The 13,554-nt window shown below is 52.0% G+C and carries 11 protein-coding genes and 1 pseudogene; 6 read left to right on the top strand and 6 right to left on the bottom strand.

What is annotated here, in order from left to right; all coding sequences use genetic code 11:
- Positions 1-24 precede the first annotated feature (24 nt).
- On the bottom strand, positions 25-933 hold the full coding sequence (locus EL645_RS29275; protein WP_246035618.1) for a GNAT family N-acetyltransferase: 909 nt from the start codon (positions 931-933) through the stop codon (positions 25-27).
- 125 nt (positions 934-1,058) lie between these two features.
- Entirely contained in the window at positions 1,059-2,342 is a 1,284-nt protein-coding gene (locus EL645_RS29280; protein ID WP_161977789.1) for a GNAT family N-acetyltransferase, read from the bottom strand.
- Between the two features lie 485 nt (positions 2,343-2,827).
- Here EL645_RS29280 and EL645_RS29285 point away from each other — a divergent pair.
- The 3 genes and pseudogenes from EL645_RS29285 to EL645_RS29295 all read left to right on the top strand — a co-directional run bounded on the left by EL645_RS29285 (position 2,828) and on the right by EL645_RS29295 (position 5,723).
- Positions 2,828-3,671, top strand: a pseudogene (locus EL645_RS29285) (ABC transporter ATP-binding protein).
- A 19-nt stretch (positions 3,672-3,690) separates the two neighbouring features.
- The gene (locus EL645_RS29290; RefSeq protein WP_371865834.1) at positions 3,691-4,509 is read left to right on the top strand and encodes an ABC transporter permease; all 819 of its coding nucleotides are present in this window, start codon (positions 3,691-3,693) and stop codon (positions 4,507-4,509) included.
- Positions 4,510-4,661: 152 nt separating this feature from the next.
- On the top strand, positions 4,662-5,723 hold the full coding sequence (locus EL645_RS29295; protein ID WP_126555281.1) for an ABC transporter substrate-binding protein: 1,062 nt from the start codon (positions 4,662-4,664) through the stop codon (positions 5,721-5,723).
- A 197-nt stretch (positions 5,724-5,920) separates the two neighbouring features.
- Here the strand turns inward: EL645_RS29295 and EL645_RS29300 are convergent, their stop codons facing one another.
- Entirely contained in the window at positions 5,921-6,652 is a 732-nt protein-coding gene (locus EL645_RS29300; RefSeq protein WP_246035619.1) for a response regulator transcription factor, read from the bottom strand.
- Positions 6,649-9,381, bottom strand: a complete 2,733-nt coding sequence (locus EL645_RS29305) for an ATP-binding protein (RefSeq protein ID WP_126555284.1) — start codon at positions 9,379-9,381, stop codon at positions 6,649-6,651. The genes EL645_RS29300 and EL645_RS29305 overlap by 4 nt, the downstream gene beginning before the upstream one ends.
- A 171-nt stretch (positions 9,382-9,552) precedes the next feature.
- Between EL645_RS29305 and tnpC the strand changes: the two genes are divergently transcribed.
- Both tnpC and EL645_RS45920 read left to right on the top strand, forming a co-directional pair.
- Entirely contained in the window at positions 9,553-10,575 is a 1,023-nt protein-coding gene (gene tnpC / locus EL645_RS29310) for an IS66 family transposase (RefSeq protein WP_371865780.1), read from the top strand.
- Positions 10,539-11,039 (top strand): IS66 family transposase, encoded by a 501-nt coding sequence (locus EL645_RS45920; RefSeq protein ID WP_371865782.1) that lies wholly within the window; start codon positions 10,539-10,541, stop codon positions 11,037-11,039. Before tnpC ends, EL645_RS45920 begins: the two co-directional genes overlap by 37 nt.
- 146 nt (positions 11,040-11,185) lie before the next feature.
- Here the strand turns inward: EL645_RS45920 and EL645_RS29315 are convergent, their stop codons facing one another.
- On the bottom strand, positions 11,186-11,413 hold the full coding sequence (locus EL645_RS29315; protein WP_126555288.1) for a hypothetical protein: 228 nt from the start codon (positions 11,411-11,413) through the stop codon (positions 11,186-11,188).
- A gap of 172 nt (positions 11,414-11,585) precedes the next feature.
- Positions 11,586-12,605 (bottom strand): threonine aldolase family protein, encoded by a 1,020-nt coding sequence (locus EL645_RS29320; RefSeq protein ID WP_126555291.1) that lies wholly within the window; start codon positions 12,603-12,605, stop codon positions 11,586-11,588.
- A gap of 307 nt (positions 12,606-12,912) precedes the next feature.
- Between EL645_RS29320 and EL645_RS29325 the strand changes: the two genes are divergently transcribed.
- The gene (locus EL645_RS29325; RefSeq protein ID WP_126555294.1) at positions 12,913-13,509 is read left to right on the top strand and encodes a hypothetical protein; all 597 of its coding nucleotides are present in this window, start codon (positions 12,913-12,915) and stop codon (positions 13,507-13,509) included.
- Positions 13,510-13,554 lie beyond the last annotated feature (45 nt).

A 13,554-nucleotide genomic window follows, 5' to 3' on the forward strand; every position in this document is an offset into this window, starting at 1 on the left:
TGAGCTCAAGCATGATCAACTTGATCAATCAGCGGGATTCACCCATTTGCCAATGGCACGGACGATATGGGCCTGCTGAAAGCCTGCTGACGCATAAGCATGCCGGGCGGGTGAGCGATCCAAATCCGTCTCCACGATTGCTTTTAAGGCTCCATGTTGTTTGAAGCGCTGGAGTATCTCTAACAACAATATCTGACCAAGGCCATGGTGTTGGAAACGTGGATGCACGCCAATCGGCTCAATCTGGGCTAGCTGGCGCGCGGGTTCCAGCCAGCCAACACAGAAACCAGCCAGAGAACCATCGGGTGCCACTATCACCAGGTCCAGTTCTGGACGATATGAGGGCATCTGCAGTGTTCTGGCCCTCCACTCAGGGGTCATTGAGGGGGTTTGAAATGCGGCACGATGGAGTTCCGCGTAGGCTGCTACCTCTTCGACTCCACGCAGGCTGCGCAGCGTAAAACCCACAGGCAATGCTGGAACAGTGGGGAGATTTTCAAGTGGATGCTCCAGATAGACGTAGCGCTCATACTCATCAACAACAAAACCATGGGCCTGCAATAGCTGTTGTCGATCATGGTCTTCCTGCCAGAACTCTCCCCAGTAAGGTAGCGGCTTGCCACGCGCAGCGTCCCGCTCACGAAAGCGCTGATCCGCCCAGGAAAAGAGGTCGGCCTCAACTTCATCCTGCAGTGGGCCAGGCAGGATGAAAAAATCAAGCGCCGCCCAATAATATTGCCAGGCGGCAAAACCAACCATCAACCCTGCTTCATCCTCCCAGAAAACAGCATCGCCACCGGCCTGGATGGCCGGTGTGCTCAAGCGCCAGGGCCAGTCAACGATATGGCGACAGGAAGAGGGCATCTTGCGCACAAGGTCGAGCAAGCGCGGCAGATCATTCACACCGAGAAATAAATGTCGTGTAATAGCCATGCTAGAATCCTTCCACTATAAACACTACCAGCTACCTGACCAAACATAACCCGAAACCATGGGCACGCACAACAAAAGCCCTTATCCTTTACCTGAAGAGTGAAAGGATAAGGGGTAACGGGCAGTTAAAACCAGTCAGTGAAGCTGATGCAGGTATGTCCGGTAGGAAAAAGCAGCTCAAGCACGGATAAGGCCGTATCGGGTAGCTGCTGGGGATGTTGTGAGAGCACCCACGAGACAGGACGGTACCCAAAGACCAGTTGGGCAAAGCTCTGCGGCGAGCACTGGAAGGTGATAGCAGCCGGCGCTGGTGCGGCAACGCTATGCATTGCTTTGCTATTAATGCTCAGGGTAACGCTTTCGTCGCCAACGACAAAATGGAGCTCGCCTGTCCACTGGGCCAGGGAACGTTGCCAGCGCGCCTCAAGCTCGGGCAGCATAGCATTGAAGAGTGCAGGCAAATGGACAAAACGTCCCATCCAGCCAGTATTGCGATGATGAAACTGGAAGGTGCGAATGCCCCATTCCTGGGCGGGATCTTTCCACTCCGAGGTATCAGGCACTTCAAACCGATCAACAACATTATATAGTTCGGCTGAATTCGGCGGCAGATAATAGGTATGTGCTTCGGGTGCCTCTGGTCCATCGGAGAGATGAACATGGGCCTGCATGAGCGCGCTCTGGGCCAACCAGTTATCGGCTGCAAGTTCTATGGCATGCACCGCCTTCGGCTCACGAGAAGCAACCAGATAGCCTTCGCTGGTCCCAGCGGGCGAGAACGCCAGCAAGACCACATTCCTGCTGAGACGATTGCGCAGCAGGTGCTCCTGCTTCTCAAGAGAGCGTTCAAAGCTGCCAGTGTAGCCACCAAGGCGCCGCTCGTACAGATCAAGGATGGCCTGGGCGTCCTCGGGGGTGGCGCGACGCACCGTATAAGGGCTGGCAGGATGAGCCAGGATCGCCGCGCGGTTGACATCATACGTGGTGACATCAAAGATATCGGTGTAGCCGTAGCGATGATAAAACTTGGGGATACCATCCAGCAGGAGCAGGCTATGTCCCTGCTCACGCGCGAACTGAATAGCATCATGCATCAGCGCGCTGGCAACCCCCTGCTTACGTGTATCCGGATCGACTACGACCATGCCGATACAGCCGACGGAGATGCGCGCCACGCCCATACGCAATATCCATTCAAAGAGCGCATAGCCACCAAGCTGTTTACCATCACGAAATGCCCCCCGCAATTGCCTGGCCTGAAAGTCCGGCTGTGTAAGGAAGACCCGGCTCCAATCCCGCGCCTTGTCGGGATCAGGATTTTGGGAAAAAGCCTGGTCGGCCCAGATAAACTGCTTCTCTATCTCCTCCTGGGTCGCTAATGGGCGAACAATAATAGATGACGAGGCCATAGATACAAATCCTCCAACCTTCCGCTTGCTGTTAATATGGCCAGATATCCTTTCTGGCGCGATCATTGTCAAGCGTAACATCGAGAGGCTAACAACGTCAATTGTAGCTCAAACCCAGCAGGGCTTTTTCATGTTCGTCCAGAGATCGCAAGGAGATCACCAGCAAGCAATAAGATGTCCATTCTTTCAGGTGTGGAGTGTGTGGTGAGCGGCCGCAGCCGCTCACCACACACTCCACACGCCCAACCCGGCGCCGCAGGCGCCAAAATGGAATGTTTATACTCTGTTTACATTCACCCGTGGCACGTTTATGTTTCGTTTATGGTTTGGAGACTATACTTCCTCTACAGGTTTACATATAATGTGTAACCATAAATCTTTATTTGCAGATACAAACTGCCTGCGTGTGAATAATCGAACTGGTACGCACAAAGTGGTGCCAGCAGACTAGCCGAGAAAGGGGTTCGGTGATCACCGCTTTATCTATGACAAATTCATCAATTTCGCCACAACATACCTTTAATACACTGAAATCCGCCATTGAGTTACGCAATGTGACCAAGCGCTTTTTGACCCCCAATGGCCAAACATATACAGCGCTGCGCGATCTCAACCTGAGCATTGCACCTGGCGAGTTCTGTGCGATCGTCGGACCAACTGGTTGCGGCAAATCGACTACCCTCGGCCTGATCTCTGGCCTTGAGCGCCCCAGCGCTGGTGAGGTTCAGGTGATGGGAAAACAGGTTCAGGATATTGATCCACGTATTGGCTATGTGTTTCAATCTGATGCCGTCTTTCCCTGGAAAAATGTCTTGCGCAATGTGGCTACGGGTCCGCTCTTTCGCGGCAAACCTAAGGCCGAGGCCTTCGCGCAGGCACGAGATTGGATCGCCCGCGTCGGATTAGCTGGCTTTGAGGATCGTTATCCACATCAGCTTTCTGGCGGCATGCGTAAACGTGTGGCGCTGGCCCAGACCTTTATCAACGAACCGCAGATCCTCCTGATGGATGAGCCTTTCAGCGCCCTGGATGTACAGACCCGCACACTGATGGAAGATGAACTTCTCCAGTTGTGGTCAGCAAGCTCCGCCTCTGTCGTCTTTGTTACCCATGACCTGGAAGAGGCCATCTCACTGGCGGATCGGGTCTGTGTGCTGACCGCTGGTCCGGCCACGGTCAAAGGCATTTACACCATCGATCTGCCACGTCCACGCAATGTGGCGGAGATCCGCTTAGCCAAGATTTGTCAATCTGTATCAGGAGATCTGGGAAGACCTTCGCAATGAGGTATTGATTAGCTATGAACGAACAAAACAGCGCGGTCAATGAGACGTCCATAGATGAGAATATGCAGGCAAACATGGCAAGGGTGCGCCGCAGGCGCTTAATCATCAATGTATTACGCGTACTGGTGCTCGTAATAATCATTGGTGGCTGGGAGCTCGGTGCACGCACTAAAATTATCGATCCCTTCTTCTGGGGCCAACCTTCTGGTATCTGGGCCCAGATCGTGACCTGGGCGGTTAATGGCACAGCCCAGGGTCCACTCTGGGAGCAGATCGCGGTTACCCTGGAAGAAACTGTGCTGGGCTTTTTGATCGGTGTAATTCTAGGGGTCGTCTTTGGTATCCTGCTGGGCCGTAATAGATTTCTGGCAGATGTTCTCGGACCCTACATTAAAGCAGCCAATGCGATGCCGCGCGTGGTACTTGGCTCGATCTTTGTCATCGGATTGGGACTGGGCATACAATCCAAGGTTGCGCTGGCCGTCGTACTGGTCTTCTTTATCGTCTTCTTCAATGCTTTCCAGGGTGTACGCGAAGTCGATCGCAACCTGCTGGCCAATGCACGTATCCTGGGAGCTAATTCACGTCGGCTCTCAACCGATGTCATTATTCCATCCGCGCTAACATGGATTATTGCCAGCCTGCATACCAGCTTCAGTTTCGCACTGGTAGGTGCCGTCGTCGGCGAATTTCTAGGTGCCACCCAGGGCATCGGACTAATGATCCAGACCGCGCAAGGTACCTTCAATGCCAATGGTGTTTTCGCGGCTATGGTTATTCTGGCCGCCCTGGCCTTGATTTCAGAAGGCCTGGTCACCGCGCTCGAAAACCGCTTGATCACCTGGCGTCCAACCTCCACCATCAACGATATATCGATCTGAGAAAGGAGTTTATCGTTACACAAATAAATGGAACGACAGTTGCTATTTCTATCAAAAAAATGCCCACACCAGGCCTCGTTTGAGGCGGTAGACACTATATGTATGTGATCGCTGAAGACACATATCGTCGCAGATAGGAGATAACAAGGCATATGAACGCACGAAATCAACGACTTTGCCTGCTAGTTGGTATTATTTTTATCCTTATCCTCAGTTCTTGTGGCAGTGATACTACTACCACTGGCAGCAAGAGCAGCACAGGTGGCGGCGGCACAACTGGTGCTAAAACCCATCTCTCGATCATGGTTGGCGGACTCAGCAAACAGATCTATTTGCCCAATATGCTCACGAAACAGCTGGGATTCTTTGACCAGGAGGGGCTGGATGTTACCTTGATCGATGAGGCCTCTGGCCAGTCTTCGGAGAACTCGGTATTGGCTGGTCAGGTAGATGCTGGCTCTGGCTCTTATAATCATACCATCGAGCTGCAGGCTGCTGGAAAACAGATGCAGTGTGTGGTGCAATTAGACATTGCGCCGGGTGAAGCTGAGATGGTGTCGGCTAAAGAGGCTGGCAGTATTACCTCTATTAAGGATCTCAAAGGCAAAAATCTGGGCGTGACGGAGCTTGGTTCTGGTACCCAGACCCTGACCATTGCGTTATTGCACAATGCTGGTATTTCTCAGGATCAGGCACATTTCTTGCCAGTCGGCGCGGGTGATACCTTCATCGCTGCGATGCAACAGGGCCGTATCGATGCCGGTATGACCACAGAGCCCACCATCTCCCGCCTGTTGTCCAGTGGAGTTGGTAAAGTGCTGGCAGATCTGCGCACACCACAGACTACCCAGGCAGCTCTGAACGGCTCTTATCCTTTTATCTGTGTCTTCATGAAGAACGACTATGTCAATAGCCACAAAGATATAACACAAAAGCTGGTAAATGCCTACGTCAAAACTCTGAAGTGGATGCACACCCACACTGCCGATGAGATTGCCGCTAAGATGCCAGCCGACTACTATGCTGGAAATAAGGCCCTGTACGTCACAGCATTAAAAAGCCAGTTACCCATCTTCAGCCCTGATGGTAATATGCCATCCGATGGCCCACAGTCGGTGTACAACATCGAGAAAGAGACCAATCAAGCGGTACAGGGCAAACAAATCGACCTCAGCACTACATTTACCAATGAGTTCACCAGCAAAGCCAATTAATTACAATTGCACATGCCCGGGGATGCAGATATCTGTCTGTATCCCTATTTGCCATTACTTTTGCTTTTCGAACAATGCTTGCAGCTCCATCAATAATGCATTCACAAACAAGCGAGGAGCCAGATGTAGCTCCTCGCTCGAAAAAATAAAACAAAAACCGACCTCGCGCTCGGATTGGATTTCGGGCCTGAGTCAGATTAATCGGTGCCGGAACGCCAGCGTGGTCGCTCAATTTCTGGAGCCACAAAGCGATAACCAACCCCGGGTTCTGTAATCAGGTAGCGCGGCTTCGCCGGGTCCGTTTCTAATTTATGGCGCAGGCGGTTGATATAGACCCGTAAATACTCGGCTTCTCCTCCATATTCAGGCCCCCAGACACGCTGCAGCAGTGTACGATGTGTCAGCACTTTGCCCACATTACTTATTAATTGTCCCAACAAATCGAATTCGGTTGGTGATAAGCGCACAACCTCACCACGTAACCAGACACTATGTCCACTTAAATCCACTTCCAGTTCACCAAATTTTTTCACGTCTTTATTGGTTTGTGCATCCCCCTGAGTACGCCGCAGTACGGCACGTACCCTGGCCAGCAATTCTTCAACCCCAAATGGCTTGGTCAGGTAATCGTCCGCACCCAGATCCAGGGCGGTAACTTTGTCGTATTCGGCATCTAACGCGGTTAAGACAATAATGGGGACGGCAGAATGTTCGCGTACACGTTGGCAGACAGCCAGGCCATCCATGCGCGGCATCATAATATCCAGGATCAACAGATGTGGCTCCTCGCGCTCCCAGATGGCCAGCGCTTCCAGGCCATTGCTAGCTTCTAGCACTTCGAAACCACGAGCACGCAGGTTGCGACTTACAAAATCTCGCAATGCTCCTTCGTCCTCAGCAAGCAAGATGCGTTTTGCTTTCAACATCATACACGCCTCCATTCTTCTGGTGAGATATCGACAACCAGTGTCTCAGCCGTTGGGTTAACAGTGACAGCAATGGGCAACGAAAATGCGATCGTGGTAATCCGCTCGCTACTTTCGGCCCAGATCTTACAACCATGGGCCTCCACAAAGGCCTTACAGATAGCCAGGCCGAGGCCAGTACCACCCAGGCGTTGTTGCCGCCCATAACGGGCACGATAAAAACGTTCAAATACATGGGGCAACTCATCGGGTGCGATACCCTGACCACTATTGGAGACAGAGACCACTACATAATCCCCCTGGCACTCGGCCTGAATAGTCATGGTCCCTTCTCCATAGACCGCTGCATTGGCAACCAGATTATGCAAGACAACCTCAATACGCGAGCTGTCGATATTAACGGCAGGCAATGAGGAGGAGAACTGCATCTGCATGGAAACGGTTGGATGCTGGATGCGCTGCTGCTCTAACACCGTCACAATCAGTTCCTGTATCCTGGTAGGTGCCTGGCTCAACTGCAACAAACCAGCTTCCTGGCGTGATAAGTCCAACAGGTTCTTTACCAGTTGCGTCAGACGGTCTGCCTCGCTACTGATCATCTGCAGGAAATGGCGCTGATCAAGCATTGACCAGCTGACATCTTCTTGTAACAGGGTTGAGGCATAGCCCTTAATCGCGGCCAATGGCGTACGTACTTCGTGGCCTACCGCGGCCAACAAAGTCGTTTTAAACTCATTCATTTCATGCTCCCGTGTTACATCGCGCAGCAATAAACCACGTCCAAGTGACTCTCCGAGCTCATCATTGACATCAAATAAGCGCAGGTGGATAGCAGAGTGCTGATCATAGGATAGAATTGTCACGATCGCTTCATGGATGGCGGCAATCTCGATCTGGGCCAGCACAGCTGTTGTTTGTTGAAAATCAACCGCTATATTGCCCATGGCAGCATAGAGAGTACTGATTGGACGATGCTCTAGCGCTGCGCTGGAAAGCCCAACCAGAGTACTGGCGCTTTGATTGGCATAAAGGATCACACCATCAACACCCGTTAACACCAATCCATCGTGCATACTCTCCATGATGGCCGCCAGTTTGTGTTTCTCTTCAGCTGCGTGCTGATAGAGGCGCTCATTCTCGCGTGCAACTTCATGCAATCGTTCATCACTACGCTCATAGAGCACGGCGTGTTCCCAGGCCAGGGTCGCATAATTGGCAAAGGTTAACAGCAAATCAATCTCATTTTGATTGAAAAGATGAGGTTCGGTACGATGGACCAGTAGAACAACTCCTCCCGCGTGACGACTAATAATGGGGATGGCCAGCACCGACCTGAAGCCGTCTTCATAAGAAAACGAAGCGGTCCCGGAGCTTAATAATTTCTGCACTGGCGCGCCATCACGTAACGCAATGACAGGGGCAGAGCCGCTATGCTCAGGGGTTAGCGCCAGCTCTTGATCGTAATGCTCGCTATGCCCATCACTGACCAGCACACGCAATACCCCGGCCTCATCGGGCAACAATACCGCCGCAGCCTGCACATCCACCAGCCGGCGTGCCTCACGAATGATTTTTCTAACCACAGCATGCGGCTCCAATGAGCCCACCACAGCATTTGAGGTTTCAAGTAGCGTGCGCAATTCACCTAATTTATCCAGACCATCAAGCTCTAAACGTATAAGTGAACGGGCCAGGGCTCCCACTTCGTCACCACGGGTAGCCAGAATAGTTGTATCGACAGGAATAGTGAGCTTGGAAGACGGTAAGGCCTGATGTTGATGGGCCAGCATATGTAGCGGCCGGATCACGCGGCCAAGCAAGATAAGCCAGAAGAGCAAACCACCCATGGCAAAGAGCAAAATAACAGCCAGCAACCAGAGATGAAATTGGGCCACAACGGCTAATGCCTCCTGAGAGGGTCTTTGCACGACCACTGCCCAGCCAGCATCAGAAATAGGTACCGCGCTAAACAGCCAATCCTGCCCATCCTGACCCCGCCCAAGTCGTGAGGCCACCTGATTATGCAAAGCTTGATTGGCACCAGGTAGTTCATCCAGCACAGTCTGCAGGATACGCGCGCGCTGCGGCGTTGCCACTAGCACACCATGTCCATCAATGACACTGATCATCAAGTGCCGCCCCTGCTGCTGCTGGGCATTCACCACCGAGACCAGAGGTTCACTCAACTCGACCAGCGAGATGCTGGCCGCCACAATGCCTAGCAAACGACCATCCGAGGTACGCATCGGTTGGGCAATAATCACCCCGGCATTAAAGGTCGTTTCAACCGCGATTCCCACCTCAAAAACCGGACTGGTAGACATACGGGCCCGCTGCACAACATCAGGAGGTGAAAATTCAGTATCAAGGGCGGCACTGTTCAACGGCCACGTAACACGAAGAACGCCAACCGGATCTAGCCAATAAACATGATCTACATCCGGGCGTGAAAGCTTATACGTCTGAAACGTATCCGCAATCTGCTGCTCACTTTGAACCTGAGCTACCTGTTTACCAAGCGCAACTAACGAGCTCTCGGCATCGCGAATCTGCAAATTAGTCTCTAAAGCGATCTCTTGTGCCAACGCTTGATCTGATGCCTGAACATCATTGCGCAACTGCTGCTCAACCACATTATTGACCGCCACACCCCCAACCAGCACCACACATACAAAAAGGAGATAAACGCTCAATAATTGCATCAACAGAGACCGGCGCACCAAATGCAACATACAGAAACTCCTCCTTGAGCTCTACTCCCATCACTCTAAAATAGGGTCGCCTTCGACCCTCTAAAATGCTTCCTTATGATTGCGATTTATTGATGATTGATGATTACGATTTATTGATGGTAACTACTCAGTACCTTGAGAAAAGCTGGACAAAGCTGATAAACTAAGAGCATGACAGAAGAAGAAGTGAGAAATCTTCAGAAAGCCTACCGAGAGCTCAAAGAGCAAGCAGAGGCATTCAAAGAGCAAGCAGAGCAGAAAGATCGCAGGATCGAAGAGCTCGAAGGATTGCTCATAGGTGCCTTGTTGCGCATTGAAGAGCTTGAACGGCGATTGGGAAAAGATAGTCATAATAGTAGTAAACCTCCTTCCAGTGATGGATTGGGTCGCAAACCTGGCAAACAGCGGCGCAAAAGCGGCAAGACTTCCGGTGGACAAGCCGGTCACCACGGTCATACCCTGATGCAAGCATTGACTCCTGATAGCGTCGTGCTTCATCGTCCAACGCACTGTGAAGCATGTCAGTACCCTCTTGAGCAGGAGGCAGCTATCACCAACGAACGCCGTCAAGTCCACGATCTGCCCACGTGGCGTTTGCTGGTCGAGGAGCATTGCCGACAAGCAATCTGCTGCCCCTATTGCCAGCATGTGACGCAGGCGTCTTTTCCGGCAGGCGTCGATGCTGCTGTCCAGTATGGCCCGCAGGTCCAAGCCTTGGCGGTCTATCTTTCCCACTTTCAACTGGTGCCACTGCAACGCACCTGTGAAGCTCTTGCTGATCTGTGCGGGTGTCAGTTGTCCGAAGGCACGCTGGTCCGTTGGATTGCTCAGGCAGCCAAGACCCTTGAGTCGAGCATCGAGCGGATCAAAACCTTACTGCTGGCCAGCCCCTTGCAACATGCTGACGAAACGGGGATGCGTGTCAAAGGCATCTTGCATTGGATGCATCTCAATGCGACTCCCTGGCTCACCCTGTACTCCTGGCATCGCAAACGAGGGCATCAGGCTCTGGAGCAGATTGGGATCTGGCCACACTATCAGGGCCGCTCCATGCATGATCGCTGGTCCAGCTATGATCGCTACCTCTGTACCCATAGCCTCTGCGGAGCCCACCTGCTACGCGACTGCCTGTATGTCGCCGAACAGGAGAAGCAGCCTTGGGACAAGCCATGTTCGATCTGTTGCTGGCGATGAAGCAAGCCGCTGATCGCTGGCGCCTCCAAGGAGCGAGCGCCGTCCCCACCCCCGAACGGGAGCAGTGGCTTGCCCAGTATTTTGCCATTCTGGCCGCTGGCTTTGCCACGCATGCCGCTCAAGCCCCTCCCCCAGGAAGTCTGCAGCCCAAACGACAAGGACGCAAAAAACAGGAAGCCTCCAAGAATCTGCTCGATGCGCTCTTAAAGCGAGCTGATCAAGTGTTGGGTTTTCTGGAGGACCTGTCTGTGCCTTTTACCAACAATCTCGCCGAACGAGATTTACGCATGGTGAAAGTGCAGCAAAAGATTTCCGGAACCTTCCGCAGTGACGATGGAGCTACGGCTTTTTGCATCATTCGCAGCTATCTTTCAACCATGCGCAAGCAGGGGCGCTCAATGCTTGCTGCCATTGCTGCGGTTTTTGCTGGTTCTCCTTTCCCCATTGCATGGGCTACTGAGTAGTTACGATTGATGATTGCGATTTACTATGATTTGCAGAAAATGTGCACAGCACATTTTCTGCAAATCATAGTAAAAAAGGGATCGGGCGCTTTAGCGCACGCATACACATATAGATGTTTTTATGTTGTGGCACAACATAAAAACATCTATACAACAGTTTTTTCAGAGGCGCATTCCAATAGGAGCATGGCTGTTGGAAGAGCCTCATCAGCATCTTCATGCCACTGATAGTACCCAAGCCAATAGTGGGCCTCCAGTATCAATTCATGGACACTACCACTGCGAAGCAAGCGCGCAATGCGCTCCTCATTATCCTCGCCCTCACGCTGCAAAGGAGAAAAAAATTGCTCCTCCATCTCTGGTTCGTCTGTCATAATTGTTCGCTTTCACTAGCCTTGAAACAACCATCCACCCGAATGATCTTTTTGAAAGAATACATGAAAAAGAAGGCGAGTTCAACGTTATTGCGCTTGCACTTGCTCTACTTTTTTGAATAATTGCTGAAATAGTTCGACAATCTCTTCAATACTTACGTCCAGCGAGGCTTCACCAACCGAGAGCTCGAACTTTTGATAGGCGGGGATCTGCGTAGGGCCAGGCCCCAAAGAGCCAGGTACCACTCTCTTCGGCAACCTCCAATGCAGCCTCAGTCAATTGTCCGCGCTCACCACGGATAAAGACATGCATCATATGTGTCTGTGGCACTGCTGGCGTGATCTCGATCTGAGGAAAGGTTGCTAAGGCGGCCGCGATCGCTTTGGCTTTCTCATGATAGGCTTCCATGTGTCCCAGGCGCTCAGCCAGGCCTTTGCGGGCCGCCAGCACATAGGGATAGAGTTGGTAGAGGTTGCCACCCTGCCGGCGCTGCCAGATACGCGCCTCTTCGATGACATCGGCCGGACCAGCCAGGATAGCGCCAGAGATGCCACCCAGACTCTTATAGAAAGAGACATAGACAGTATCAAAGAGGCCAGCAATCTCTGCATAGTCACGCTGGTAATAGGGCTTGCACTCCCAGAGGCGGGCACCGTCAAGATGAGTGGCGATGTTACGCTCACGAGCCCAACTAATAATCTCTATCAGTTCTTCCCAGGTCGGCAGTTGACCACCAATCTCGCGCTGCGGCAGTTCTAATAATAGAGCCCCCAATGGCTCTTTGACCGCCTGCAAGTCTTTTAGTGTCATCAACTGGTATGGTGAACCAATCAAAACTGTCTGCAAGCCGTGCAGGCGCTGCGGGGCCTGAAATTCATGCAGTTCCAGGTGAGCAGTGGGATGAAAGCCAACGCGTGGCAGATGTCGGCGATCGGTCCAGATGCGCAGGGCGATCTGCTGGCACATGGTCCCGCTGGGCATAAAAACGGCGGCTTCCTTACCCAGCAGTTGAGCAACCTCGGCTTCAAAATCATTGATGAGCTTACCCTGCCCATAAATATCGGGCGTCTCTTCAGGCTGCACCGAGTCAGCCAATGCATGCAGGATTTGTGGTAATGTTTGAGTATGATGACCCGCAATAGAGCGGCTACATTTTCTACGAATTTCGCGGGGATCACGTGCGTTAGTCATACCGGGGGATCCTTCTAACTATTTTTTCTGGCACTGTGGAAAACCTATCAGCCCTCCCAAAGCGCTATCTCATCATATTATCGCATTGTAACATAAGCATGCACAGATTCAAAAGCATATTCGAGTTATCCACATGTATCCACAGTCCCTCAGGAGTTCTGCACAAATCATCCACATATTTAGCATGCTATTGGTGGATAAGTCAATAGGCAAGCTCCCCTCACTCGACATATACTTTTCATAGGCAACACGCGATAAACATTTTTAATATCAGAACAAACAGTAAGACAGAAGAGGGAGCTTTACTATGTCTTCAAGCACTGGGATTACGCCACGCAGTATTCTGCGTCATCGCCCGATTAATTCTTATGCGGTTTCTTCTGATATTCCAGCCTGGGTGCGCATCTCACAGCATTTGCAGCGCAAAAAACCTGCTTTATCGACGTTGCTGCATATGATTGCCCCTGAAGGGATTCCGCTGCACTCACCAACTCCGCTGGCAACCTTTGTCGGCGCTGGGATGTGCCTGATGTTTGTGCTGATCTTACTGGGACAGGCGACCGTGGGGTGGATAGGCGTTACACTGGACGATATACACTATGGACGACCACGTACCTTCCAAACGGATGCCTACGTAGGGCATGAGCAGACTGGTCAGCCCAGTCACTTTGTGGCCTTCAACAATAAAGGTCGGATAGAAATTATCGAGCTGCCGGGTAATGATCCAACCCGCTCCCGCATCTTTCTAGGCCCACAACTCACAGGGGCAAACGCCAACCTGGTACCGGTAACGCTCTCATTCAGCGATCCACAGCATACCCGCTATCCAGATATGCTCGTTCAACTACCACAAACAACGCTTCGTTTCCACAACACCCATACTACATTCCAGCTACAGCCATGATCGCTGCGCTGATGCTCTCGACACCGTTTAGCTGATCTGTTACAC

It is taken from the genome of Dictyobacter kobayashii (genome assembly GCF_003967555.1).
In the GTDB taxonomy this organism is placed as follows: domain Bacteria; phylum Chloroflexota; class Ktedonobacteria; order Ktedonobacterales; family Ktedonobacteraceae; genus Dictyobacter; species Dictyobacter kobayashii.

What these genes read in the sequence shown, in the direction of transcription:
- EL645_RS29275 (WP_246035618.1), bottom strand. Translation starts at nt 933, where the DNA reads ATGGCTATTACACGACATTTATTTCTCGGTGTGAATGATCTGCCGCGC.
- EL645_RS29295 (WP_126555281.1), top strand. Translation starts at nt 4,662, where the DNA reads ATGAACGCACGAAATCAACGACTTTGCCTGCTAGTTGGTATTATTTTT.
- EL645_RS29280 (WP_161977789.1), bottom strand. Translation starts at nt 2,342, where the DNA reads ATGGCCTCGTCATCTATTATTGTTCGCCCATTAGCGACCCAGGAGGAG.
- EL645_RS29305 (WP_126555284.1), bottom strand. Translation starts at nt 9,381, where the DNA reads ATGTTGCATTTGGTGCGCCGGTCTCTGTTGATGCAATTATTGAGCGTT.
- tnpC (WP_371865780.1), top strand. Translation starts at nt 9,553, where the DNA reads ATGACAGAAGAAGAAGTGAGAAATCTTCAGAAAGCCTACCGAGAGCTC.
- EL645_RS29315 (WP_126555288.1), bottom strand. Translation starts at nt 11,413, where the DNA reads ATGACAGACGAACCAGAGATGGAGGAGCAATTTTTTTCTCCTTTGCAG.
- EL645_RS29300 (WP_246035619.1), bottom strand. Translation starts at nt 6,652, where the DNA reads ATGATGTTGAAAGCAAAACGCATCTTGCTTGCTGAGGACGAAGGAGCA.
- EL645_RS29325 (WP_126555294.1), top strand. Translation starts at nt 12,913, where the DNA reads ATGTCTTCAAGCACTGGGATTACGCCACGCAGTATTCTGCGTCATCGC.
- EL645_RS29320 (WP_126555291.1), bottom strand. Translation starts at nt 12,605, where the DNA reads ATGACTAACGCACGTGATCCCCGCGAAATTCGTAGAAAATGTAGCCGC.
- EL645_RS29290 (WP_371865834.1), top strand. Translation starts at nt 3,691, where the DNA reads ATGCAGGCAAACATGGCAAGGGTGCGCCGCAGGCGCTTAATCATCAAT.